Source organism: Pseudooceanicola sp. HF7, assembly GCF_011806405.1.
Classification (GTDB): domain Bacteria; phylum Pseudomonadota; class Alphaproteobacteria; order Rhodobacterales; family Rhodobacteraceae; genus Pseudooceanicola.
Genome location: NZ_JAATOW010000008.1, coordinates 59,341 through 82,822, shown reverse-complemented (window position 1 = coordinate 82,822; position 23,482 = coordinate 59,341). Strand labels below are relative to the sequence as shown.

The 23,482-nt window shown below is 61.7% G+C and carries 21 protein-coding genes; 6 read left to right on the top strand and 15 right to left on the bottom strand.

Going from position 1 to position 23,482, the window contains the following annotated elements:
- Window positions 1-46: 46 nt before the first annotated feature.
- Window positions 47-2,854 carry a DNA polymerase I gene (gene polA / locus HCZ97_RS06650; RefSeq protein WP_167687902.1) on the bottom strand — a complete coding sequence of 936 codons (2,808 nt, stop codon included), beginning with the start codon at window positions 2,852-2,854 and terminating at the stop codon, window positions 47-49.
- Window positions 2,855-3,066: 212 nt separating this feature from the next.
- Here polA and HCZ97_RS06645 point away from each other — a divergent pair, with 212 nt between their 5' ends.
- Window positions 3,067-3,837: an SDR family NAD(P)-dependent oxidoreductase gene (locus HCZ97_RS06645; RefSeq protein ID WP_167687901.1), complete on the top strand. Its 771-nt coding sequence runs from the start codon at window positions 3,067-3,069 to the stop codon at window positions 3,835-3,837.
- A gap of 85 nt (window positions 3,838-3,922) precedes the next feature.
- Here HCZ97_RS06645 and HCZ97_RS06640 read toward each other — a convergent pair whose 3' ends face one another.
- The 3 genes from HCZ97_RS06640 to HCZ97_RS06630 all read right to left on the bottom strand — a co-directional run bounded on the left by HCZ97_RS06640 (window position 3,923) and on the right by HCZ97_RS06630 (window position 6,231).
- Window positions 3,923-4,111, bottom strand: coding sequence for a zinc-finger domain-containing protein (locus HCZ97_RS06640; RefSeq protein ID WP_167687900.1), 189 nt, complete (start codon window positions 4,109-4,111; stop codon window positions 3,923-3,925).
- Window positions 4,112-4,267: 156 nt separating this feature from the next.
- A complete protein-coding gene (locus HCZ97_RS06635; RefSeq protein ID WP_167687899.1) occupies window positions 4,268-4,645 on the bottom strand; it encodes an HIT domain-containing protein in 378 nt (125 codons plus the stop codon).
- A gap of 8 nt (window positions 4,646-4,653) precedes the next feature.
- Window positions 4,654-6,231 (bottom strand): DUF5928 domain-containing protein, encoded by a 1,578-nt coding sequence (locus HCZ97_RS06630; protein WP_167687898.1) that lies wholly within the window; start codon window positions 6,229-6,231, stop codon window positions 4,654-4,656.
- 140 nt (window positions 6,232-6,371) lie between these two features.
- Here HCZ97_RS06630 and HCZ97_RS06625 point away from each other — a divergent pair, with 140 nt between their 5' ends.
- Window positions 6,372-7,190, top strand: coding sequence for a sulfotransferase family protein (locus HCZ97_RS06625; protein WP_167687897.1), 819 nt, complete (start codon window positions 6,372-6,374; stop codon window positions 7,188-7,190).
- Between the two features lie 198 nt (window positions 7,191-7,388).
- Here the strand turns inward: HCZ97_RS06625 and HCZ97_RS06620 are convergent, their stop codons facing one another.
- The 3 genes from HCZ97_RS06620 to HCZ97_RS06610 form a co-directional block, all read right to left on the bottom strand.
- Complete coding sequence (locus tag HCZ97_RS06620; protein ID WP_167687957.1) at window positions 7,389-8,486, bottom strand: site-specific DNA-methyltransferase; 1,098 nt, start codon at window positions 8,484-8,486, stop codon at window positions 7,389-7,391.
- A 101-nt stretch (window positions 8,487-8,587) separates the two neighbouring features.
- A complete protein-coding gene (locus tag HCZ97_RS06615; protein WP_167687896.1) occupies window positions 8,588-9,223 on the bottom strand; it encodes a ribonuclease HII in 636 nt (211 codons plus the stop codon).
- A gap of 69 nt (window positions 9,224-9,292) precedes the next feature.
- The gene (locus HCZ97_RS06610; protein WP_217701733.1) at window positions 9,293-9,685 is read right to left on the bottom strand and encodes a hypothetical protein; all 393 of its coding nucleotides are present in this window, start codon (window positions 9,683-9,685) and stop codon (window positions 9,293-9,295) included.
- A 181-nt stretch (window positions 9,686-9,866) separates the two neighbouring features.
- Here HCZ97_RS06610 and HCZ97_RS06605 point away from each other — a divergent pair, with 181 nt between their 5' ends.
- From HCZ97_RS06605 to HCZ97_RS06595, 3 genes are read left to right on the top strand one after another with little or no spacing between them, the layout of a single operon-like run.
- Window positions 9,867-10,157 (top strand): hypothetical protein, encoded by a 291-nt coding sequence (locus HCZ97_RS06605; RefSeq protein ID WP_167687894.1) that lies wholly within the window; start codon window positions 9,867-9,869, stop codon window positions 10,155-10,157.
- On the top strand, window positions 10,129-10,830 hold the full coding sequence (locus HCZ97_RS06600; RefSeq protein ID WP_167687893.1) for a helix-turn-helix domain-containing protein: 702 nt from the start codon (window positions 10,129-10,131) through the stop codon (window positions 10,828-10,830). The genes HCZ97_RS06605 and HCZ97_RS06600 overlap by 29 nt, the downstream gene beginning before the upstream one ends.
- Before the next feature lie 15 nt (window positions 10,831-10,845).
- Window positions 10,846-11,607, top strand: coding sequence for a LamB/YcsF family protein (locus HCZ97_RS06595; protein WP_167687892.1), 762 nt, complete (start codon window positions 10,846-10,848; stop codon window positions 11,605-11,607).
- Window positions 11,608-11,684: 77 nt separating this feature from the next.
- Here the strand turns inward: HCZ97_RS06595 and HCZ97_RS06590 are convergent, their stop codons facing one another.
- From HCZ97_RS06590 to HCZ97_RS06575, 4 genes are all read right to left on the bottom strand, one after another.
- On the bottom strand, window positions 11,685-12,863 hold the full coding sequence (locus HCZ97_RS06590) for an ABC transporter permease (protein WP_167687891.1): 1,179 nt from the start codon (window positions 12,861-12,863) through the stop codon (window positions 11,685-11,687).
- A gap of 3 nt (window positions 12,864-12,866) precedes the next feature.
- Window positions 12,867-14,492 (bottom strand): ABC transporter permease, encoded by a 1,626-nt coding sequence (locus tag HCZ97_RS06585; RefSeq protein WP_254871395.1) that lies wholly within the window; start codon window positions 14,490-14,492, stop codon window positions 12,867-12,869.
- Between the two features lie 171 nt (window positions 14,493-14,663).
- Window positions 14,664-15,758, bottom strand: a complete 1,095-nt coding sequence (locus HCZ97_RS06580; RefSeq protein ID WP_167687889.1) for an extracellular solute-binding protein — start codon at window positions 15,756-15,758, stop codon at window positions 14,664-14,666.
- Between the two features lie 121 nt (window positions 15,759-15,879).
- On the bottom strand, window positions 15,880-16,983 hold the full coding sequence (locus tag HCZ97_RS06575) for an ABC transporter ATP-binding protein (protein WP_167687888.1): 1,104 nt from the start codon (window positions 16,981-16,983) through the stop codon (window positions 15,880-15,882).
- Between the two features lie 422 nt (window positions 16,984-17,405).
- Here HCZ97_RS06575 and HCZ97_RS06570 point away from each other — a divergent pair, with 422 nt between their 5' ends.
- Window positions 17,406-18,077, top strand: coding sequence for a TetR/AcrR family transcriptional regulator (locus HCZ97_RS06570; RefSeq protein WP_167687887.1), 672 nt, complete (start codon window positions 17,406-17,408; stop codon window positions 18,075-18,077).
- Window positions 18,078-18,130: 53 nt separating this feature from the next.
- Here the strand turns inward: HCZ97_RS06570 and cysK are convergent, their stop codons facing one another.
- From cysK to HCZ97_RS06550, 4 genes are all read right to left on the bottom strand, one after another.
- Entirely contained in the window at window positions 18,131-19,210 is a 1,080-nt protein-coding gene (gene cysK, locus HCZ97_RS06565; RefSeq protein WP_167687886.1) for a cysteine synthase A, read from the bottom strand.
- Window positions 19,211-19,319: 109 nt separating this feature from the next.
- Window positions 19,320-20,069 carry a WbqC family protein gene (locus tag HCZ97_RS06560; protein WP_167687885.1) on the bottom strand — a complete coding sequence of 250 codons (750 nt, stop codon included), beginning with the start codon at window positions 20,067-20,069 and terminating at the stop codon, window positions 19,320-19,322.
- Window positions 20,066-21,112: a sulfotransferase gene (locus HCZ97_RS06555; protein WP_167687884.1), complete on the bottom strand. Its 1,047-nt coding sequence runs from the start codon at window positions 21,110-21,112 to the stop codon at window positions 20,066-20,068. Before HCZ97_RS06555 ends, HCZ97_RS06560 begins: the two co-directional genes overlap by 4 nt.
- A complete protein-coding gene (locus HCZ97_RS06550; RefSeq protein WP_167687883.1) occupies window positions 21,109-23,190 on the bottom strand; it encodes a DegT/DnrJ/EryC1/StrS family aminotransferase in 2,082 nt (693 codons plus the stop codon). The genes HCZ97_RS06555 and HCZ97_RS06550 overlap by 4 nt, the downstream gene beginning before the upstream one ends.
- Between the last annotated feature and the right edge of the window lie 292 nt (window positions 23,191-23,482).

The window sequence follows — 23,482 nt, the reverse complement described above, 5'->3', positions numbered from 1 at the left end:
AGATACCGGCATCCGCGCTAGGGGCGGTGAAGTACGGCCAGGGCGCTCAGTGCGCCTCGGCCCAGTTCTTCCCTTGCCCGGCATCGACGATCAGCGGCACGTCCAGTTTGAGCGCCGGTTCAGTGGCCGCTTCCATGACCTTCTTCGCCGCTGCGATCAGATCATCGACGGCAGAGGCATCCACCTCGAAGACCAGTTCATCGTGCACCTGCAACAGCATCTTGGCCGGCAGGCCCTCGATCGCATCGGGCATCCGGATCATGGCGCGGCGGATGATGTCTGCCGCCGTGCCTTGGATCGGCGCGTTGATGGCCGCGCGCTTTGCGAACCCGGCATGGGGGCCTTTCGCGGCAATCTCGGGCGTATGGATCTTGCGACCGAAGAGCGTTGAAACGAAAAGGTTTTCCTTCGCATAGGCCACGGTTTGATCCATGTATTCCTTGATGCCCGGGAAGCGCTCGAAGTAGCGGTCGATGAAACCCTGCGCCTCGGCGCGCGGGATGCGCAGGTTGCGGGCCAGACCGAAACCAGAGATGCCGTAGATCACGCCAAAGTTGATCGCCTTGGCCTGGCGGCGGACCTCTGGTGTCATCTCATCCAAGGGCACGCCGAACATCTCGGAGGCGGTGGCGGCGTGGATGTCCTGGCCTTCGTGGAAGGCCTGCTTGAGCGATCCGATATCCGCCACATGGGCCAGGATGCGCAGCTCGATCTGAGAATAGTCAAGCGACACCAACGCCTTGCCATCCGGCGCAACGAAAGCCTCGCGAATGCGGCGGCCCTCCTCGGACCGGATCGGGATGTTCTGCAGGTTGGGGTCCGAGGACGCCAGCCGCCCGGTGTTCGCCCCGGTCTGCAGGTAGGAGGTATGGACCCGCCCCGTTTCCGGGTTGATGAAGCGTTGCAGCGCATCCGTATAGGTCGATTTCAACTTCGACAGCGCCCGCCAGTCCAGCACGCGCCCGGGCAGGTCGTGTTCCGTCGCCAGATCTTCCAGCACGTCGGCGCCCGTGGCATAGGCGCCGGTCTTGCCCTTCTTGCCGCCCGGCAAGCTCATCTTGTCAAAGAGGATCTCGCCCAGCTGCTTGGGAGAGCCGACGTTGAAGGTTTCCCCGGCCAGCTCGTGGATCTCGGCTTCCAGCCCGGCCATCTTCTGGGCAAAGGCATTGGACATGCGCGACAGCGTATCGCGGTCGACCTGGATGCCCTGCATCTCCATCTTCGCCAGAACCGGGGACAGCGGGCGTTCAAGGGTCTCGTAGACCGTGGTCACCTTTTCCCGGTGCAGGCGCGGCTTGAGCAGCTGCCAGAGGCGCAGGGTTACATCCGCGTCCTCTGCCGCATAGGTGGCAGCCTTTTCGATCGGCACCAGGTCAAAGGTGATCTGGCTCTTGCCGGATCCCAGCAGTTCCTTGATCGGGATCGGCGTGTGCCCAAGGTAGCGTTCAGACAGCGCGTCCATGCCGTGGTTATGCAGCCCGGCGTTGAGCGCATAGCTGATCAGCATGGTGTCATCGTAAGGTGCGATGGAAATCCCGTATCTTTTCAGGATCTTGGCATCGTACTTCATGTTCTGACCGATTTTCAGGACCGCTGGGTCCTCGAAAAGCGGCTTGAGCAGGTCGAGCGCATCATTCAGCGGCATCTGGCCTTCTGCCAAGGCATCCGAGGCAAACAACCCGTCGTCCGCCCCTTCCGCCTTGTGGGTCAGCGGAACATAGCAGGCATGGCCCGCATCGACGCAAAGACAGATGCCGACAAGCTCTGCCTGCATCTCGTCCAGGCCGGTGGTTTCGGTGTCCACGGCGATGGCGCCACGCTCATTGGCGCGGGCGATCCATTTCAGGAGGGTCTCTGCATCCGTAACTGTCTCGTATTTAGAGGCATCGAGCGGCGGGGCCGCTGGCGCATCCTCTTCCACAGCGGCATCGGGTGCGGCGGGGGTATCGTCGATCTCCGGGGCCTTTTCACCCATCTGTTCGGCAATACGCTTTGTCAAGGTGCGGAATTCCATCTCTGCCAGGAAGGGCAGCAGGACGTCGGGCTCGGGGTCGCGCACTTCCAGGTCGTCCAGCGTGAAATCGAGCGGCGTGGAACAATCCAGCGTGACCAGGCGCTTGGAAAGTTCGATCTGCTCGCGCTTCTCGATCAGGGTCTGGCGGCGCTTGGGCTGCTTGATCTTCTCTGCGTTGTCCAGAAGCGTCTCAAGGTCGCCCCACTCATTGATCAGCAGGGCGGCGGTCTTGATCCCGATGCCGGGCGCGCCGGGAACGTTGTCGACGGAATCGCCGGCCAGCGCCTGAACGTCGATCACCTTGTCAGGCGTGACGCCAAACTTGGCCTCCACCCCTTCGCTGTCGATGCGCAGGTTCTTCATCGGGTCGAGCATCTCGATCCCGCCGCCGACCAGCTGCATCAGGTCCTTGTCAGAGGACAGGATTGTCACGCGCCCCCCGGCCGCGTCGGCTTGGCGAGCCAGCGTGGCCATGATGTCATCGGCTTCGTACCCCTCAAGCTCCTTGCAGGCGATGTTGAAGGCTTCGGTGGCCCGGCGGGTCAGGGGCATCTGGGGCCGCAGGTCTTCCGGCATGGCCTCTCGGTTGGCCTTGTAGAGGTCGTAAAGATCGTTGCGGAAGGTGTGGGAGCCCTTGTCGAAGATCACGGCCACGTGAGTTGGCGCATCCGGCCCGGTGTTGCCCTCGACATAGCGGTGCAGCATGTTGCAGAAGCCGGAGACGGCACCGATTGGCAGCCCGTCGGACTTGCGCGTCAGCGGGGGAAGGGCGTGGTAGGCCCGAAAGATATAGGCCGATCCGTCGATCAGGTGCAGGTGACAACCCTTGCCGAATGCCATAGCGGCCTCTCCTGTGGTGATGCGTCTTTGCGGCGTTATCCCAGTTTTCCCGCCCGGGCGCCAGCCGCTTGGCCCTGCCGCGCCGCGCAGCTTCCAGCCGGTGTGCGGTGCTGAACAACGCCCTCCGCAAAACGGCCCTTTTCAAAGATCCATCACGCCCCAAGTCGATGGGTGAGGCACGCAAGCCTCGGGAGATACGAAAGGAACCCGACATGTCTGGCACAAGCTACGAAGGGAAAACCGTCCTGATCACCGGCGCCAACGGCGCGATCGGCACGGCCACCGCGAAACTGCTGGCCGAGCGCGGGGCAGAGGTCTTTGCCGTGGACATTCCCGGCACGGATTGGAGCGCCTTCCGCAACGCCGTGGGCCACGAAGACCGGGTCGCCACCGGAGAGGCAGATGTGACCCTCGAAAAGGACGTGAAGGGCTACGTGGAAGCGGCCAAGGCGCGCTTCGGAAAGATCGATGTCTTCTTCAACAACGCCGGGGTCGAAGGACCTGTGGCCGAATTGCCGGACCTGAAAATCGACGATCTGCGCAAGGTCTTCGACGTCAACGTGGTGGGCGTGGTCCTGGGCCTGAAGTACGTCCTGAAAGAGATGTACGCTGCAGGCAAGGGCGCCGTGGTGAACACCTCCTCCGTGGCCGGGCTGGGCGGCTCGCCGGGGATGACTCCCTACATTTCTTCCAAGCACGCGGTGCTGGGGGTAACCCGTACTGCCGCGCTTGAAGGTGCGCCAAAAGGGGTGCGCGTGAACTGCGTGAACCCGGGACCTATCGACAGCCGGATGATGGATTCGATCAACACCGGCCAGGGCGACAAGGAAAAGATGCACGATGCGACCGCCAGCGCGGTCCCCATGGCGCGCTACGGCACCCCCGTGGAAGTGGCCGGACTTGTGGCTTTCCTGGGCTCCGACGATGCGGGCTACTGCAATGGCGGCTTCTACACCGTCGACGGCGGCATGACAGCGACCTAAGCCGCCCCTACCCCCTGAAATGATGAAAGCAGATGGATCGCGCCGGCCTACTGGGCTGGCGCGTTTTCCTTTTGCGGGAAGGGGTTCAGGCCTTGGGGGCCTTGTCCTGGTGCCCGCGCAGCACGTATTTCGCGTCGCAGTAGCCGCATTCCACGTAGCCAGTGTCTTCCGGAATGGTCAGCCAGACGCGGGGATGGCCAAGTGCGCCCTCTCCGCCGTCACAGGCGACCTTGCGGCTGTCCACGATCTTGGTTTCCGGAGCTTCGATCGGCATGTGGCTGGTCCTCTTGAGGCTGTGGCGCCGTCCTTTGCGCGCTGAGCCGGGATAGACCAGAATCCGTCCCGGAGGCAAGGTGGCCTGGGGGCTCGTCCCTTTCGCGGGACGGGCCATGTTTTGATCCGGGCGTGAGCTTGCCCGAGGGAGAGAAGCTTAGGCGGGATCCACCAGGCGCCCCAGCGGTCGGCCGCCCAGGATGTGAACGTGCATATGTGGCACTTCCTGCATCCCGTGTTCGCCCGCGTTGGAAATGAACCGGCAACCTGCTGCCTCATCGGCCGTGATGCCCGCGGTCTTGCAGATCTTTGCCACGGCCCGGGTGAAATCCAGGATCTCCTCGTCCGAGGCCTCTGCCGCGAAGTGATCGTAGGTGACGTAAGCCCCCTTGGGGATCACCAGGATATGGACCGGCGCATGGGGGCGGATATCCTCAAACGCCAGGGTGTGGTCGGTCTCCAGCACGGTGTTGTTGGGGATCTCTCCGCGCAGGATCTTCGCGAAAATGTTTTCAGTGTCATAGACATAGGACATGAGGGGCCTCAATCGGTGAACAGGTGGTCGAGCGCGACGATCTCTTTCGCCGTGTCTTCTGGTATGGACAGGAAGCGGGCCAGCGCCGGGGCGTTTTCCGCCGCATCCCGGGATTCCCGAATCCTGAAATGGTTCTCGAATTCGCTATCGCGGATCTGGTCGCTTTCAAAGGTTATGTCGTGGCGAATCGTCGGCAGCAGCCGGTCCAGCGTATCCTGAGAGGTCTGTTCGCCCGCAAGTTCGACACGCTTGGCATGTCCGATCAGGTAGTCATCGGTGAAAGTGCACTCGACCTCCAGCAGGCGGGTCTGGGCGCGGTCACCGCAGAAATCGTTCAGCAGGTCCAGCCCGGACGGGTCCAGGCAGATCACCATACGGTCCGTCTGGTAGTAATCAAAGAGCATCCGCATCAGTGCGCGGCGATGACGGGTGCGCTTTTCCAGCGTCGACTGGATGCCGCCCAGGTCCGGAAGCGCGGAGTCCTCCTCATGGAAAAGATATTCCAGGGTGACGATGTCGGTCTTCTCGCGAATCTGCTGCGCCAACCGCTTGGCCACGTGCCATTTCTTGCAAACCACGATCATCAGCTCGCGTTCGCGCCCCAGAGAGCTTTCCGTCTCCCAGAACCGTGTAGCGAATCGGCGGCCAACCCGCCCGCGACCAGACAGGAACCGGAACAGCGAGCGCCCTTCATTGGAAATCTGGAAATCGACGCCCTTCGCGGCGTAAAGCTGGCCCAGCCGGCGCTTAACCTCATGCGCCTCCGGGGAAATCTTACGTGCAAACAGGAAGTCCTGCCCCAGCAGCAAATCGTAGTGATCGTTGTAGAATGTCACCGGCATTCCGTAATCGGTGAACATCAGGAAGGTCAGCGTGCGCGTCCGCAGCTCCTTTTCCGCTACAAGGTGGCGCACCACGGTCTGGAAAAAGGTCTCATCCGGGATCCAGGTGGTGCGGAAAAAGCGCATCACATCGTCGCGGGTGTCGCAGAATTCCAACACTGCTTCGATGGTGCGCCGCCGCAGGCACCACCATTGCGATCCGATTTGAACCTGGATGTCTTCGGGGATCTCGCGGGTCAGCCCAAGGCGGCGCTGCCAGTCCAGAAACTTGTAGAACCAGAACTTGTGCTTCCGCTCATTCAGGTAGTGACGGTAGATCAGCCGCTCTTCCTTGATCCCCGTCTTGATCCAGCCGGAGTCGAAGAAATCGAAGCTCTCGATGTAATCCACCTCTTCCCGATCTAGGAAAGCATGAGCGTATTCCGCCGTCTTGATCGACATGCAATCCCCTGAAAGCATGTAGAAATGTGTGGCCTTGGGGAAATCCCGGATCGCCGTCTGAACCGCGTAGAGCGTGGCCTGCACAAGGGACCATTCCCCCCAGCCGCATTTCGCGCGCTTGTGGGAAAAGGTCACGTTCGGGTTGTCCTTCAGTGCTTCGCGGATCTTCTGGTAATGGGCGGGCTTGGCACGGGCGTCGAAATGGATCGACATGTAGTCCCCCACGGCGGTCAGCCGCTGGGCCTGTTCGATGATGCCTTCCGGGTCCTTGTGGCAGAGCAATATGAACGCGATCGTCGCCATTGGCGAAACATAGTGCCTTTCTGCTACAGGTCCCCTGAGAAGACTTATGCGTCATGACAGATTGATAATATAGACTTTCTTTGCTTTTTTGTGCGGGATAGGGCGTGGGCAACAAGCGCCCTCGGCGGAGGCAGCACAATATGGGGTTTCCCGGAACCTGGATGACGGAGAGCGAGAGCGTGGTGTATCGGGTGGTCCCGAAATGCGCGTGCTCCACAATCGGCCAGATCATGTTTTACTCGGACCACGGTCGTTTCTTCGACGGTGACATCCACGATTCAACCGAAGGGCTGCACAAGTGGTCCCAAGAGGCCAGCCAGCCGCTGATCGAGGCGAATGCGCAGGCGCACAAATCCTATGCGTTCACCTGCGTGCGCAATCCCTACACGCGCATCCTGTCGTCCTTCTTCGACAAGATCTGCGGGATCCAGCGCAACGGGAATCGCTACCGGGGCAACCTGGTGCCGATGGTGATGCAGAAATACGGGATCGACGTTGGCGGCGACGACGGAAAGCAGGAATTCGACCAGATCAAGAGCTTCCGGCGCTTCCTGCTGTTCGCGCGCGACACGATCCGCTTCAAGAAGCCGATGGACCCAGACATTCACTGGTCCGCCATGTCCGGCCACGTGTCGACCTACATCGTAAACGGGGGTCTCTACGACAAGATCTTCTGGACTGAGCGTTTCAACGAGGGAATGCAGGACGTCCTTGAGCACATCAAGACACCCCATCAGGTCGATCTGGCCAGCATCCCCCGTTTCAACGAGAGCGAAGGGCACGGCCCGAAGCGCGCGCATCCCGTAGAGGACTACTTCGACGACCTGTCGATGCATCTGGTCTACGAGATCTACAAGCGCGACTTCCACCTGTTCAAATACGATTTCGAGAACCCCGCCAACAAGATGCCGGTAGGAGAGATCGACCTGGACGAGGTTCACGCAAAGCTGGGCGAATAATCCTGCCGGACCGCTGGTTATACTTGAGATCAACAGGAAGGTCCGGAGTTCTCCGGGCCTTTTTCATTTCCGGCACGCCCAAGCCCCAAGGCAGCTGAGCAAGCGCGGAGCAAACAAAAAGCCCTGCCGCAGAGCGGCAGGGAGAGTGGCCGCCGCGCCAAGGCGCGACGGTACAGGCATTCTGGAATTTTCTTGAAGTCAGCGCATTTCCGACCGGATCTGCTGACGCAGAAGGTCGATCGGGATGGTTTTTCCATCCTTGCGGAAATGCCAATAGGTCCAGCCGTTGCAGGAGGGCGCGCCTTCAAGGTGCGCTCCAACTTGGTGGATAGAGCCCTTCACGTCATCGCCGATCAGCGTACCATCGGCACGCACCTTGGCCTTGTGACGACCGTTCATGGAATAAAGCTGTTCACCCGGGCGCAGCATGCCGCGCTCGACCAGCTGACCAAATGGCACGCGGGGTTCCGCACGTTTGCCGGTGCTGACCTCCAGCGCTTCCTTGTTGAACTTGCGGATCTTCTTGAGGCGGGCTTCCGCGATCTTGCGGTAGCTTTCCTCGCGCTCGATACCGATGAAATCGCGGCCCAGCATCTTTGCCACGGCGCCAGTTGTGCCGGTGCCGAAGAAGGGATCCAGCACCACGTCACCAGGGTTGGTGGAGCCCACCAGAACCCGGTGCAACAGGCTTTGCGGTTTCTGTGTCGGATGAGCCTTGTCGCCGTGTTCATCTTTCAGACGTTCATGGCCGTTGCAGATGGGCAGAACCCAGTCAGAACGCATCTGCACGCCTTCGTTCAGGGCCTTCAGCGCCTCGTAGTTGAAAGTGTATTTCGCGCCCTCGGACTTCGACGCCCAGATCATCGTCTCATGGGCATTGGTAAAGCGCTTGCCACGGAAGTTCGGCATCGGGTTCGACTTGCGCCAGACGACATCGTTCAGGATCCAGTAACCGGCATCCTGAAGCGCCGCGCCGACCCGGAAGATGTTATGATAGGAGCCGATCACCCAGATCGCGCCGTTGGGCTTCAGCACCCGCCGCGCCGCCTTCAGCCACTCCCGCGTGAAGCGGTCATAGGCTTCGAAACTGGCGAACTGGTCCCAATGATCATCCACCGCGTCCACGCGGGAGTTATCGGGCCGGTGCAGGTCGCCGCGAAGTTGCAGGTTGTAGGGGGGATCAGCAAAGATCAGGTCGATGGAATTCTCGGGAAGCGCATTCATCGCCTCCACGCAATCGCCGGATAGGATCGTGTTTAGGGGGAGCTCGAGAGCCCCTTTCACCTTGGATTTCATCATGTACTGCCTCATTACGGCGCATTTGTTGCGCTCGATTATAGGTCCAAATGATGAGTCAATGGCGATTCTTGGTCAATTTATTTATTTGAATCAGGCCGTTAGTTTTGCTCTCGACACAAGATATTGCGAACCGGCGCAAAGCTGCGTCTATGATGTGGGGTCACACCAAGATCCTGTAGAGCGGCGCGGTGACCAATCGTTGGGTAACCGGCATTCGTTTCCCAGCCATAGCCGGGGTAGTGTTGCGCCAAATCCCACATGATCTGATCACGTGCGATTTTTGCGGCGATAGAGGCCGCCGCGATCGACAGGGATCGCGCATCCCCTTTGACGAGCGGCGTCGCCGGCAGATTCAACGCCTTGGGGACCAGATTTCCATCGACCAGGACGTGATCGGGGCGCTCGCTCAGGCCCTGGATCGCGCGGCACATCGCCAGATGGCTGGCTTGCAAAATGTTGAGCTCGTCGATCTCCTCTACCGTGGCGTGCGCGACGGAGACGATGGCGCTGCCTTCCAGCATCTCGTTCACGGCCAGCCGCAGGCGTTTGCCCAGCTGCTTGGAATCGTTGATCCCTTCAGGGATGCAGGCGGGATCCAGGATCACCGCCGCCGCAGTCACGGGACCGGCCAGCGGGCCGCGCCCCACCTCGTCCACCCCGGCCACGCGAAGCGCGCCCTCGGTCAGAAGGGCGCGTTCATGGGTGAAATCGGGGGCTGTCTTGGGCTTTTTCATGCTCCGGTTCTCACAGAGCGCTCCGCACCGTGCAAGGCCCGGCAGGATAGGCCAAGAGGGAAAGGCCTGTCAGTTCCAGCGCCGGTGATCGCCACCCCGCTTGCGATCTTCGTCACGGCGATGTCCAGGCCGCTGGTCCCCGTGCTTGTACCGCGGGCGAACCGGGGCGAATTCATGCAACCGGTGCCGGGGAACCCAAATGTAGCGCCCCTGAGGGCGCGGCGTGCGGTAAACGGGCTTCGGCTGCGGTCTGGGTCGGAATTGAGCGACTGGCGGCGCGGACTTGTACCCGGCGTTGTCCAGCGCCTTGCCAAGGGCAATCAACGCGGCGGTGCCGATGATAAGCCCGGTTACGGCCTCCCGATCCGCGGCCCTGGCCTGACCGGCAGCCAGAGGGGTAAAGACGATGGCTCCGGCAGCAAGAAGAGCAATTGCGATACGACGCATGGTCTTTCCTTTCATGAGGTGGCCCGGCGGACCTGAGGCTGACGCGTCCGGTGGATCCGAACGCCATGGCCCAACCTCAATCCGCACCCCGAAATCGCGCAATAACCACAGATGGCTATCCGATAGCACGCGCTATGCGGCCGGCTGGGGCGCGTTGGTTATTGAATGTCATGGCCGTTGCGCCGACAGTCAGCCCATGAAACGCACCCGCTTCCTTCCTGCCGCACTCGCAGCGCTGCTGCTGGCCGGCCCTGCCCTTGCGCAGACCCCGTGCTATGCCGATTACAAGGCCCGCCGGGACAATCCCTATGAGCTGCACTACGGCGTCATGAAGCTGGGCAGCTGCAACGCCCAGACCGCCGAAGCGGAGCTGCGCACACGGCTGGCGCAAGCAGGCTGGACGCTGCTCAACCTGGTATCCATCTTCAAGGCCGATGGACTTGAGCAGAGGAAGGCAAATGCCGGAGCCAACTATCTACGCTTCTGACCTGCGCCGCAGGACGCTGTGGATCACCGCCTTCGGCCTTGGTGCCGTGGTGATCATCCTGGCCGTGGCGGCGGTCTTCCTGTTCCTCAGCCTGCCGGATGCGAACGCCTTCAATGCGCGGGTCGAACGGATCTTTGTCGAAAATGACCTGACCAGCCAGGCAGAGGTCAAGCTGCTCAACATCCTGGCGCTTTCGGGCACCGCCTTTTCGGAAACGCTGGTCAGCTACCGAATGGTGATCTTCGTCCTGTTGGTCTTTGCCACGGCACTGCTTTTGGCCGCGGTCGGTGCGCTTGTCCTGCTCTTGTCGCTCAGCCGCCGGCTGGCGCGGATCGAACGCGCGGGAATCGAGGTCAACTCCCTCATGATCTCGCGCGAGGAAAAGATGGTCTACCTGAACAACCTCGGCTTCAAGCTGACCGATGCCGCGCTTGAGACGCTTTCGGTGCTGGCAGAGGCCCGGATGGACGATGACGTACTGACGGGCGCCCAGATCGAGGCCCTGCTGTCGGGCCGGGCAGAGGAAGATTGCGAAGAAGCCGCCGGCGCGACACGGATCAAGCGCCTGCGCGACACGCTGGGCAACCAGATCGTGTCCGAACTTCTGATCCGCAATATCGCGCGCCGCGGCTATGTTCTTTCCGTGGGCAAGGATGTTATCCGGGTGATCTAGGACAGGAGACCCCGCATGCCCCGTACCATCGATCTGAATTCCGACCTTGGCGAAGCCTACGGCCCCTGGCCCATGGGCGATGACGACGCCATGCTGGACCTGGTCAATTCGGCCAATATCGCCTGCGGTGGCCATGCCTCTGACCCTGAAACCATGTACCGCTCGCTGCGACTCTGCGCGGAAAAGGGCGTCAAAGTCGGTGCCCATCCAGGCTACCCGGATCGAGAGGGCTTTGGCCGCCGGGTGATCCCGATGACCCCGGAAGAGGTCGGGCGCATCACCGCAGCCCAGATCGGCGCGCTGCAAGGCATGGCAGCCCTTGCCGGAACACAGGTCACCTATGTGAAGCCCCACGGCGCACTCAACAACCATGCCTCTGCCAACCGACCCTATGCCGATGCCATCGCACAGGCCGTGAAATCCATGCCGGGTGACCTTGCGCTGCTGGCGGTCTCTGGCACTGAACTGGACAAGGCCGGGCGCGCGGCGGGGCTGCCAACCTATTCAGAGATCTTTGCGGATCGCGGTTATACGCCTGAGGGTCAGCTTGTGCCGCGCAGCCAGCCCGGCGCCATGATCCATGACCCGCAAGCCGCCACCGACCGACTGCTGCGTTTTCTGGACAGCGGCCTGATGGAGGTCGTCGGGGGCGACCCCATCCCGCTCGAGGCTGCTTCGATCTGCATCCATGGCGACAGCGCCTCTGCGGTGGCCATGGCGCGGGATATCCGCGCCCGCCTTGCTGCGGCTGGCGTGGACTTCCAAGCCTTTACCTGAGCGGGTTTCGCAGCTCGCAAAGCTGAATGCAAAAGGGGGCCGAAGCCCCCTTTTTCCGTTTCCGCATCTGGTTGCTGTCAGCTGGGCGACATGCCCCGCAGCCGCTCGCTGCGGCGGCGCAGAAGCTCCAGCGTTGCCAGCAGCGCGATGGAGATACAGACTAGGATCGTCGCAACCGCAAGGATCGTCGGAGATATCTGTTCGCGCAGACCGATGAACATCTGCCAAGGCAGCGTCTTCTGACCGGCAGAGCCGACGAACAGCACCACGACCACCTCATCGAAAGAGGTGATGAAGGCGAAGAGCCCGCCAGAGATCACGCCCGGAAGGATCAGCGGCATCTGCACCCGGAAGAAGGTGGTGATCGGGTTGGCCCCCATGTTGGCCGCCGCGCGCGTCAGAGAGTTGTCAAAGCCCACCAATGTCGCCGTCACGGTGATGATGACGAAGGGAATGCCAAGCGCCGCATGCGCCAGCACGACACCCAGGTACGTCCCCTGAAGACCGATCCGCGAGTAGAAGAAGTACATGCCCGCGGCCGAGATGATCAGCGGCACAATCATTGGAGAGATCAGGATCGCCATGATCGCCCGGCGGAAAGGCACATGGGGTTGGGACAGGCCGATGGCCGCCAGCGTGCCGAAGCCCACCGACAGGATCGTCGCCATCGGAGCAATGCGCAGGGAGTTCCACAGCGCCTGTTGCCAGTCCGAGTTGGTGAAGAAGTCGCGGTAATGCTTCAGCGAATATCCCGCTGGATCGAATTTCAGCATTTCCGGCGTGAAGGTGAAGAAATCTTCCGCGTTGAAGGACAGCGGCATGACCACGAGGATCGGTGTGATCAGAAAGACCAGGATCGCGCCAGCGATGGTGCGGAAGGCGTAGTACCACAGCACCTGCCCCGGAGTGGAATAGGGCGGCATGGCCGTCCGGTAACGCCCCGAGGCCACGAAGAAGGTGATCACGCCGAAGAGCCAGCCCAGCAGTCCGCCGAAGACCATGCCAGACAGGCCCGATGTGACAAGGCCGGAGATGGCAAAGATCAGGATGAAGAGCCAGCGCCCGACCGTCTCCTTCTCACGCAGGAAGGTGACCGCGGCCCAGGCCAGCGCCCCGCAGACCACCGCGCCAGCGATGATCCCCAGGATGCCGGACCCTTGGGATGTCCCGAAGAAGAGGCCGAAGAAGGCCCCGAAGGCTGCTACCACACCGGCAGCAAACGAAGCGGGTTTCGGTTGTACGATTACAAGAGACATTGCTTACCCCAGCTTCACATTGTCGATGCCGACGATCCGGTCGTAGGCCCAGTAGAGCAAGAGCACCACGGCCAGCAGGATCGACCCGAGTGCGGCCGCAAGGCCCCAGTTCAGCGAGGACGAGATATGATAGGCGATCCGGTTCGAGATGAACGTACCGGTGGTACCGCCCACGATTTCCGGCGTGATGTAATAGCCGATGGACAGGATGAAGACGAGGATCGAGCCCGCGCCGATACCCGGCACCGACTGCGGGAAGTAGACCCGCCAGAAGGCCGTCCAGTTCGTTGCCCCAAGGCTCTTGGCCGCCCGCAGGTAGGTCGGCGGAATGCCCTGCATCACAGAGTAGAGCGGCAGGATCATGAAGGGCAGCAGGATGTGGGTCATGGCGACGATCGTGCCGAACTGGTTGTTGATCATCACCAGCCGGTTCATGTCATCTACCAGTCCAAGCCAGACCAGCACATCGTTGATCACCCCTTGTTGCTGCAACATCACCTTCCAGGCAGAGGTCCGCACTAGCAGAGATGTCCAGAAAGGCAGAAGTACCAGGATCATCAGCAGGTTAGCGCGGCTGGCGGGCAGGTTGGCCAGCAGCCAGGCCACCGGGTAGCCCAACAGGATGCAGGACCCGGTGATGACCAGCGACATGAACATCGTGCGCTTGAAGAGCTTGAGGTAGATCTGCTGGTTCTCGGGACGCATCGAAATGCCATCCGGAGTCAGCTGCATGTCCACCGCGTTCAGGAAATAACCCGAGGTGTATTTCGGCGAATAGGTCTGGATCGTGGCCCAGACATTCGGGTCCAGCCAGTCGCCATCTTCATCCGCGAAGAACTGCTTGAGCGGAACCAGGGGAATATCGGCGGCCTTGGCAGCTTGCAGCGCCTCGGCTTCGGGACCGGAGTAGCTGGCCACATCGGCAGTCTGTAGATCCTCGATCAGGCCGACATAAACGGCCTCCCAGGGGTCTTCTTCCGCAACGACATCTTCCTCTACCAGCGCGGTGAAGGTGGCGAAATCGGTATAGGCCAGCGTGGTCGCCGGCAGAAGCTGACGGATCTCCTCTGAGGGCGCGAAGCCCACGTCACCTGGCAGGGTCTCGGATGTCATCTTCTCAAGCACCCGGACGCGATCCGCGACGAAGCCCGTTTCGGACGGGCCGGTGCCGGTCATCAGCCTGTAGACGAAATCGCCTTCGCCCCAGCGTTCATCCACCTCTTCCAGCGCGTCGAGGTAATCATCCCCGACATCATCAAGGCCGCGCCCCGAGGACCGGAAAAGAGAGGACAGCCCGGTCTGCTCATAGTTCAGCCGGGTGCCAAGCTTGGTGTGTTCCTTGGCTTCAGCCGCCAGGAAAAGATCGAAGTAGAGCGCATCGTAAACGCCTTCGCCGGGGGCTTCACCGACGGAGTGGTCCCAATCATCAAGCGCCTCGACCGTGCCGGGAAGCGTGTTGGTGACGATGTCGTTTTCGACCGAGCGGAACAACATGTCCGCGATCGGCGCAATGAAGGTCACGAGGACAAAGATCAGCAGCGGCGCGATCAGCATCAAGGCGCGCAACTTCTGCCGTCGCAGGGCCCGGTTCAGGCTGCTCTTCAGCGAACGGCCGTCTGCCGACAGCATCTCACCGTGCTTTCCGGTTTCATCGCCCGTCGCGGGCTTGTCCGGTATCGGGCCTGTCTGCGTGGTATCGCTCATGTCATCCCTGTCGTTCTGTTACGGATCCTTTTCCGGATCCTTTATGGGTGCAGCGGGCCCCGAAGGGCCCGCCTGCTATGTCAGACGCTTAGCGTCTTATTGAGCCAGCCAGGCTTGGAATTTCGCGTCGATGTCGTCGCGATAGTCAGCCCAGAACTCGTAGTTGTAGAGGAAGGTGTTGCCGGAGTTCGCAGGGTCGGTCGGCATGTGCTGCTTCATCTCTTCCGGAACCAGCGGCGCAGAAGACACCCGTGCCGGGCCGTAAGAGATGTACTGAGCCTGGTCAGCCAGACGCTGCGTGTCCGTGGCGAACTTCACGAAGTGCTTGACGCGTGCAAGGTGTGCTTCGTCCAGGCCTTCCGGGATGATCCAGCCGTCCAGGTCGAAGACCTGCGCGTCCCACATCATGCCAACGGGCTGGTCCTGCTCTTCAATCACGGAGTAGAGGCGGCCGTTGTAGGTGGAGCCCATGAAGACTTCGCCATCTGCCAGAAGCTGCGGCGTATCGGCGCCGGCAGACCACCAGATCACGTCATCCTTGATGGTGCCCAGCTTGGCGAGCGCTTGCTCCTGGCCTTCCGGGGTTGCCAGCACGTCATAGACTTCTTCCTTGTCGACGCCGTCGCAAAGAAGGGCCCATTCCATGTTGTTGATCGGACGCTTCTCAAGCGCACGCTTGCCCGGGTAGGTTTCCAAATCGAAGATATCGCAGATCTCGGAAGGGGCATCCGCACCTTCGGGGACCAGGTCCGTGCGATAACCGAAGGTGGTGGAGTAGACGATCTGCGGAATGAAGCAATCGTCGACCAGCAGGTCGCCGAAGTCATCTTCTGCAGAGGTGCCGTCGTCGCCTTCGGCAAGCAGGTCTTCCGGATCGTATTCCATCGCCAAGCCTTCATCGCACAAGCGGATGGAGTCCGCTGCGACGACGTCGACCAGGTCCCAGGTGATGTTTCCGGCTTCGTTCATGGCGCGCAGCTTGGCCACGGCCTCGGCCGAGCTTTCATCCCAGGTGACGCTCACTTCGGGATGCATTTCCATGTAGGGTTCGACATAGGCCTTCAGCTGCGAATTCTGATAGGCGCCGCCCCAGGAGACGATGGTCATTTCGTCCGCCATTTCCTGAGCGGAGGCTCCACCAGCCACAAGGGCCAGGGCCGTACCGGCCAGAAGGGTTTTCGTGAGTTTCATTGGTTAACTCCCAAGTTGCCTCGTTTTATGGGTTGAACGGATCCCGCGTTACGGGCGGAACGAACAGGATCGCGATTGGCCGTCTCCACACAGGGCGGAGACGGTTACTCAATTGGGTCGCTCAGGCGTCAAGCGCCCGGCAATCTTCCGGAAGCCAGCCGATTTCCACCACCTCGCCCTTTTTCAGGCGGCGTTGGTCCGGGGCATTCCGGGTTTTGACGACGAAATCGCTGTTACCCGCCACGCGCAGGCGGGTACGGAAGATATCGCCCATGTAGACGAACTCCAGCACCTCGGCCTTGAGCAGATGGACGCCATCCTGAAGGCGGCTCCGGTCCATTTCGACCCGCTCGGGCCGGATGGAGACGCGGGTGCGTTCGCCGGGCTGGGAAACGTTCACCGGGCGGGCGGCGATGGTGGCGCCACCGTCCAGCTCGACCAGGCAGGTCCGTTCGCCAGTGATTTCCTTGATGGTGCCCTCCATCGTGTTGTTTTCACCGATGAACTGGGCGACGAAGCTGTTTTCCGGCTCTTCATACAGCTGGTCCGGCGGCGCAAGCTGCTGGATACGGCCATCATTGAAGACGGCAACACGGTCCGACATGGTCAGCGCTTCTGTCTGGTCGTGGGTGACGTAGACGGTCGTGATCCCAAGATCATGTGCCAGGCGCGTGATCTCGAACTGCATGTGCTCCCGCAACTGCTTGTCGAGCGCACCGAGCGGCTCATCCATCAGAACCAGTTCGGGCTCGAACACCAGTGCGCGGGCGAGGGCGATCCGCTGCTGCTGGCCACCCGACAGTTGCGCGGGGCGGCGACCGCCGAACTCCCCCATCTGCACCATGTCCAGGGCGCGCTTGACCTTGGCTTCACGGTCCGACTTGCCGATCTTGCGGACCTCGAGCGGGAAGCTCAGGTTCTCTGCTACGGTCATGTGCGGGAAAAGCGCGTAGTTCTGGAAAACCATTCCGATACCGCGCTTGTGGGGCGGAATGTTGTTGATCGGCGTACCGTCCAACATGATCTCGCCGTGGGTGGCGGTTTCAAACCCCGCCAGCATCATCAGGCAGGTGGTCTTGCCCGACCCCGACGGACCCAGCATGGTCAGGAACTCCCCCTTCGGCATGCTGAGGTTGAGATCCTTCACGACGAGCGTCTCGCCGTCATAGCTCTTTTGCACACGTTCGAATGCGACGAATGCTTCGCTGTTCGCATCTAATGCCAATTGCGGCTCCCCGTTTTATTTTTCTTCGCAGACCGCCTGTTCCAGCCTAACCTAGGCTAAGTGGCGGCCCCTTCCCCACCAAAGCGCTTCGTCGACTTCAACGATCGTTGCCTAGTCTACACTAACCTGTCTCTTCTAGAGACCAACCGGCTTGGTGGACCGGGACCCTTATTCTCAGGTCCGAATATCGTTCACGTTGAAGTATTAATCAGATCTGACTCCGTTCCACATCAACAATGACCCGGTTTTCGGCAATTTCCAGCCTAAAATTAATATTTTTTCGCTGGGTGCCGCTTTGCTTGGCATTTGATCACCGTCACGCTGGCAGAAGGAAAACAGCCGCCAGACATTACTACCAGGCGTCATTCACTTGCGAGTACAGTCAACCTTGAATATCGTTCACTTTCAAGAGGGCTGTTTTGATGAACGACGAAAAGGCGGTATCGCCGAAAGAGGGACGCGTGGCGCGCCGCCAGCGGCGCAACCGTGCGGCATTGATTCGCGCGGCCAGCGACGTGATGTCTCTGAAGGGGATCGATGCCGCGACCATGCTGGAGATTGCCGAGCGGGCCGACATGGGGGCCGGAACAGTCTACAACTACTTCCGCTCCAAAGAGGACCTGGCCGTCGCCGTGCTGGAAGAGATCATGCAGGATCTTGCCCTTCGCGTCGAAACGGCTGCCCGGTCCTTCCGGGATCCGGCTCATATCTACGCGCTTACCTTGCTGACCGTCCTGGATACCGCCGCGACAGATCCCCGCTGGAAACAGTTGTTGGGCCGCTCGGGGATCGTGGCCGATGCGATGTATCGACGGATTGGCCCCCTGGCCAAGGACCTGCTGGCAAACGGCGCCTCCGCCGGCCGTTTCGCGAAGGGTGATCCCTCGCTGTGCTGGACCCTGACCACCCATGCGATCGTCGGCATCTGCCTGGCCGTCTATCGCGGCGAAACCAGCGCGGAATCCTTGCCCGAAGCGGCCATCCGCCTGTTGTGCCTTGCCGGACTGACACCAGAAGAGGCGCGGGACCTGGTTACAAGGCCGCGCCCCGACCTTCCGCCGATGCGCGTGCTTTCCGAAGCCCACCCCGGTTAGGCCAGCCGCTACGTTCCAAGCCGCGACAGATCGGGCGGCTTTGCCAGCCCGCCTCAGCTCATCTGGAAGCCGGGCGTTGAGGTAGAGATCGCCAGCTCTTCCTCGTTCATATCCTCTGCGATGGCCTCGAAAAGCGGCGTGGTCATATAGCGTTCGCCGGTGTCCGGCAGCATGGCCAGAATGACAGAGCCGGGCGCCGCCTTTTGCGCAACCGCCATCGCCACGGCCAGGGTGGAGCCGCCGGAGACCCCCGTCAGGATCCCTTCCTTGGCCGCCAGTTTCCGGGCCCATTCCATGCCGTCCGCGCCGGCAACGGGAAGCAATTCGTCATAGGCCCCGGCATCCAGCCCTTCTTGCAGGACGTCGGGAATGAAATCGGGGGTCCAGCCCTGAATCGGGTGCGGCTCAAAGGCGGGGTGACTGCCGGCCGGACTACCGTCGGCCTCGCGCTCCTGGGGCGTTCCGGACGCGACGAGTTGGGCATTGGCGGGCTCTGTCAGGATGATTTTCGTGTCAGGGCTTTCGCGCCGCAGGACACGGGACACGCCGGTCACGGTGCCCCCGGTGCCATAACCCGTCACAAAGTAATCCAGCTTCTTGCCGGCGAAATCGGCGATGATCTCACGCCCGGTGGTGGTTTCGTGGATGGCGGCATTTGCCTCCGTCTCGAACTGGCGCGCAAGAAACCAACCGTTCTTTTCGGCCAGTTCCTTGGCCTTCTGGTACATGCCGAACCCCTTGGCCGCACGCGGCGTCAGAACGACCTTCGCCCCGAGCATACGCATCAGTCGGCGCCGCTCGATCGAAAAACTTTCAGCCATGGTGATGACCAGCGGATAGCCCTTCTGCGCACAGACCATGGCCAGGCCGATGCCGGTGTTGCCAGAGGTCGCCTCGACCACGGTCTGACCCGGCTTCAAGGCCCCGGTCTTTTCCGCATGTTCGATGATGTTCAGCGCCAGGCGATCCTTGACCGAGGCCGCGGGGTTGAAGAACTCCGCCTTGACGTAGATCTCGACGCCGTCGGGTGCCAAGTGATTGAGCCGGATGACCGGCGTATTCCCGATGGTATCGACGACGCTGTCATAAAGCTTGCCGCGACCCGAGGTGCTGCGTGTGGCGAGGCTGTCCATGATGAGAATCCCTTTCAAGCTGTATCGGCTGTGCGACCACACTTGCATGGTAGCACGGCACTTCGCTTGGGAAAGTTCCGCAGATGGTGGGCGAGGCCGACGTGGGACCTCAGCTCACGCCCTGAGCCAAGGCTCGAACGGTCTGTCCCTGTCGCAGCATCGGGCGCAAAGCGCCCTGCCGCAGATGCGCAATCGGGTCCAATATGCTGAGCCCTGGCAGGAAAGGCGGCCCTCCCTGATCGTAGGGCGGCAGGCTGGGCGAAAGCAGCCAGAGGGTCAGCCCCGCTGCCTCGAACTCTGCGGCATCATATAGCGCGCGCCCGCCGGCCATGTTCACATAGTCCGTGGCCCCAGCCTCTTTGCAGATGGCAATCACCCGCGCTTGCCCGCGCAGGTCTTCCGGCACATTCAGGCTTGATGCGCGGCGCACCGGCGTTTCGATACCGAGCGACTGAAAGGTCGCCCTCAACGCATGTTCCGTAGCTGCCGTGAAATCCGGAGCCTCTTCCGCCCGATCCAAATACGCTCCGAGCGACTGAAGCAGCGCCTGGGCCCTTGTCACCCCCGGCCTGCCAGCATAGGCCTGCAAAAGCGTTTTCTCCAGTTTTCCAAGCACATGGCGTACACGTGGATCGTACCGCATGCCACGGATCAACGTGTCGTGGGACGCGCGACGGACCGGCAGGGTGAATAGGCTGCGCTGTCCGGCCACACCCAAGGCATTTCGGTTCATCCAGCCGTTGCGGATGAATTGCACGGTGTCGAGAAGCCAGAACTCATCAACCGCTTGGGCCAGTTGGAAGTAGCCGAGGTAGGGAAACAGGTAGGGCTGCATGATGGCAATCCGCCGGGAGGTCATGCACGCCTCTTGGAGGCCTGCGGTGCGGCCTCTTCCTGACCGGTTAACCTGGCATGCACGCGCGACCAGTTTTCAAACCTGTCACGCTCTTGCCTCGGCAGGGCCTGGTAGGATGGCTTTTCATCCAGTTCCTGCGCCTGCAGCCGCTCTCGCAGGCTGGCCAGGTCATGATACCGGCCGAAAGGTGGGCGACCGTCCCGCACGCTTTCATAGCCAAGCGCCCGCATGTAGGGGCCGGCCAAGGCCTCCACATAGGCAATCTGATCGTCATCCAACCCGTTCCGGAATTTGCCCGCGTTATCGGACAGGAGCGGCGCGCCCAGGTTGGCCCACATGGCGCTGCGCGCGGCATCGGCCTTGGCGGAGTCGCTTACCTCAAAGAACCGCAGCATCACAGGAAAGAAATCGAGCCGGAGCGCACGGCAAATACGGCGCAACTCCGCCTCGGGTTTTGCAAGCAGATCCTCATAGCGCAGGAAAGCCACGGGCACCCGCCCGGCCCGTTCCGCCGTGGCGGATAGATAGCCCTGCTGATCCCTTTGCCAGCGCTCCGCAGCGCGTATGGCCCCACCGCGCATGACCGGTCCGTTGATCCAGGACAGCGCCATGTCACGCGGGTCCCGAACCATCCACAGCAGCCGAGGCGCCCGCGCCTGCCTCAGGATCGCGGGCAGAAATTCATGGGCGGAGTTCTCTTTCAGGAGCACATGCGGCTTGCCGCTGTGTCGCGCCTCTGCGGCGTAGAGCGCCGCGGCCATCTCACTGGCGCTCTCCTGTCGCTTGAGCAGCGCCATCAGCCGCGCGTCGCTCCAGCAATCGATCTTCCAGGCGCTGACCTTTGCCCGAAAGAGCGCCAGCGCAGCCTGGCGCAGCGCTGCACTACCCGGCGGGTACCGTGCGGCGCATTGATCCAGAACCCGGAAAAGATGTGCCGCGCCTGGGGCGCAGACTTCTGGATGGGCATCCAGGATCTTGGCGATCAGGTTGCTGCCGGAGCGCTCAGAACAGAAGAGCACAATGGGTTCGTCCAGTACCACTGTCACGCGCGCCCTCCCTCACCTTCAGACGTCCCATTGCGGACCAAATCTCTGATCTGGCTTATGATTTCCTGATTTTCCACCAACCGCATCTCCGGCGCGTTCGAGAGACAGAAGATACGGCTGTAAAGTTGCTCTGCATTCGGGGTTGGCGCCTGTTCTGCCTGCCCGCCGCGAAGTGGGCGATAGTATTTTCGGATTGTCAGGGGTCCCGGCGCAAATGCGGGATCCACCGCGTGAGCGGCAAGGAAGGCCGTATGAGCGCGCGGGGACCTGACCTGCGCCACTCCGGGAAACGGGGTCACGTTCAGGCCCGCGTCGATCACCAAGGACTTCATCCTCCGCTCCTGCCAGCGGTAGAAACGGGCCCAATAGAACATCCTTTCCAGCCGATCCAGGATCGCAGCGGCCGCCAGATCGCTCATCTTGTAGTTCCCCGCCTGAGGATTGGCCGAGGGGTGCAGGCGTGCTGCGAAGTTCGCCAGATCCCGGATGCATCCCTCTTCCGCCCGGTCGCAGATGACAAAGCCGCCCTCCCCCACGCCCCAGGGCTTGGTATGATGGGCCGAAATCGCCTCCAGCGGGGCCCGCCCCGCCACCTGGGCAGAGGCCGGACGATCCAGAAGGCCCGTCGCATTGTCGACGACGAAGTGCTTTCCGTTGCTGCGACAGAAATCGGCGACCGCGTCCCAATCGGATTGCTGGCCGAAGACATTGGTGTAGATCACGCCGTCATAGGCAGAGAGCGGGAGTGCACGCAGCGCCTCCAGATCAAAGCGCCCGTTCGGAGCGCAATCCAGAATGCGCGTGCCGGCAAGAGGGCCAATTGCGCAGGAAAAGAAGTTCATTGCGCTGGCGACCCACCGCAGGCCGCGCGCTTCCGTGCCTTCCCGAGCGCGCATTCCGCAGGCCAGGTGAAGTGCAGCCGTTCCGCTGCTGACCGCGACCACGCGACGGTGGTGCGGAAGGCCCGCGACCCGCTCCACCGCGCGCTCAAGCAGGGCCGTGACGGGGCCGCCGTTGGCGTGGTGATTGGCAGCGACAGAGAGTGAAAGCAGCTCTGTCATCCGCCGGTGGTCGTAGATCTTGTTCTCTATGAAGGGCAGCGGCCTTCGCGGCATGAGGCCCGGCAACTCATCCGCCGAGGCCGGACCGGGCACGCCAGCTTCTTGCGCAAGGGCGATTAGACCGGGGTCCCTGATCCCCACATGCGTCGGGCTGTTCTGTTCGAACGGCGCGACTGCCGGCAGCGTTCTGGTCAGCTGCCGCTGCCAGGCTCTGGTCCAGTTCATCCGGGCTGCGGCCTGCGGATCGAAAGCGGCAAGAGCCCCCCCGAAATCGATGAATTGCAGGTGCCCGAAGGTGGCACTGGCATGGATCCCCAGCCAAGTCGTCATGGCGCCTCCGGCGCTGGCGATGACCACGGGCCGATGACCTGCCCGGTTCGACCGTTCGATCGCCGCGCAAAGGTTGTCACGAATGCTGAACCTGTCCGACCGCGCTTGGGTTGGATGGACCGGCACCTCTTCCAGATGCGCCGCGGCAAGACCCTCCAGCCAGGATCGGTTTGCGGCCGGCCCGATGTAGATCAGGTGGCGCCCCTTCAGCGCCTGCCCCAGCAGCGCGATATCGCCAGTGATCACGGCTGCCTTCAATTCGTGCCCGGTGAAGCCCAGGGCTTGGATGCGTGCAAGATGGGTTTCCGGCACGGCCCAGGCAATCAGCTCTTCACATTGGTCGCGGCTTTCGAGCGGCGTTCCCTCTACCCGGTCAGAGAGCGGCCAGGGCGACAGGCTGGGCACAACGAATAGGCGGTCATCTGGTGGCGGTAAGCCTTGCAAACTGCTTAGCAATTCAGCGAGCAAGCCGCCTTCGGCGAAATGGGTGCCGGGAATACCCAGAAGGCGATCAAGTTCCTCCCCCGACCGCCCCGTGATCTGCTCGCGGGGGACGCCGAGCCGTTCAAGACGCGCTAGGCGCTCCCAGAAGCCATGGTTCAATTTGCAGAAGGTGAAATCATGCCCCGTCTTCAGGCGCGAGAGGATCTCCTTGAAGCCGGGTTGTGGGCCTGACAGTTCCGGCATCGCGCGGAAACCGTTCCTTGCATCCGTGCCACCCCCCACAATAGCCGGGCACACCTGAGTGCCGATGACCTTCTGCCGGTCCGCGCTTCTGCGCAGCCTGTTCCTGAGGAAACTCATTCTGTCCGTTCCTGCCGTTCCGGCGCTATCGGACGCGGATAATCTTTAAGAATGTTTAAGCTGCCCGGATCTTCCCCAATCGCGCCGTTTTTGCAGGCCTTTTCCCGCCGTGTTTAAGTTCAGGGGCGGTATCTCGCCTGCCACACGTTTGGGGAAGGAACGCCAGTATTCACCT

Bases quoted from the DNA above. Each gene is read 5' to 3' on its own strand.
- HCZ97_RS06645 (WP_167687901.1), top strand. From the start codon at position 3,067: ATGTCTGGCACAAGCTACGAAGGGAAAACCGTCCTGATCACCGGCGCC.
- HCZ97_RS06590 (WP_167687891.1), bottom strand. From the start codon at position 12,863: ATGTCTCTTGTAATCGTACAACCGAAACCCGCTTCGTTTGCTGCCGGT.
- HCZ97_RS06600 (WP_167687893.1), top strand. From the start codon at position 10,129: ATGCCGGAGCCAACTATCTACGCTTCTGACCTGCGCCGCAGGACGCTG.
- HCZ97_RS06560 (WP_167687885.1), bottom strand. From the start codon at position 20,069: ATGACCTCCCGGCGGATTGCCATCATGCAGCCCTACCTGTTTCCCTAC.
- polA (WP_167687902.1), bottom strand. From the start codon at position 2,854: ATGGCATTCGGCAAGGGTTGTCACCTGCACCTGATCGACGGATCGGCC.
- HCZ97_RS06635 (WP_167687899.1), bottom strand. From the start codon at position 4,645: ATGTCCTATGTCTATGACACTGAAAACATTTTCGCGAAGATCCTGCGC.
- HCZ97_RS06550 (WP_167687883.1), bottom strand. From the start codon at position 23,190: ATGCCGGAACTGTCAGGCCCACAACCCGGCTTCAAGGAGATCCTCTCG.
- HCZ97_RS06615 (WP_167687896.1), bottom strand. From the start codon at position 9,223: ATGAAAAAGCCCAAGACAGCCCCCGATTTCACCCATGAACGCGCCCTT.
- HCZ97_RS06640 (WP_167687900.1), bottom strand. From the start codon at position 4,111: ATGCCGATCGAAGCTCCGGAAACCAAGATCGTGGACAGCCGCAAGGTC.
- HCZ97_RS06580 (WP_167687889.1), bottom strand. From the start codon at position 15,758: ATGAAACTCACGAAAACCCTTCTGGCCGGTACGGCCCTGGCCCTTGTG.
- HCZ97_RS06630 (WP_167687898.1), bottom strand. From the start codon at position 6,231: ATGGCGACGATCGCGTTCATATTGCTCTGCCACAAGGACCCGGAAGGC.
- cysK (WP_167687886.1), bottom strand. From the start codon at position 19,210: ATGGACAGCCTCGCCACACGCAGCACCTCGGGTCGCGGCAAGCTTTAT.
- HCZ97_RS06610 (WP_217701733.1), bottom strand. From the start codon at position 9,685: ATGAAAGGAAAGACCATGCGTCGTATCGCAATTGCTCTTCTTGCTGCC.
- HCZ97_RS06605 (WP_167687894.1), top strand. From the start codon at position 9,867: ATGAAACGCACCCGCTTCCTTCCTGCCGCACTCGCAGCGCTGCTGCTG.
- HCZ97_RS06585 (WP_254871395.1), bottom strand. From the start codon at position 14,492: ATGCTGTCGGCAGACGGCCGTTCGCTGAAGAGCAGCCTGAACCGGGCC.
- HCZ97_RS06570 (WP_167687887.1), top strand. From the start codon at position 17,406: ATGAACGACGAAAAGGCGGTATCGCCGAAAGAGGGACGCGTGGCGCGC.
- HCZ97_RS06625 (WP_167687897.1), top strand. From the start codon at position 6,372: ATGGGGTTTCCCGGAACCTGGATGACGGAGAGCGAGAGCGTGGTGTAT.
- HCZ97_RS06595 (WP_167687892.1), top strand. From the start codon at position 10,846: ATGCCCCGTACCATCGATCTGAATTCCGACCTTGGCGAAGCCTACGGC.
- HCZ97_RS06620 (WP_167687957.1), bottom strand. From the start codon at position 8,486: ATGAAATCCAAGGTGAAAGGGGCTCTCGAGCTCCCCCTAAACACGATC.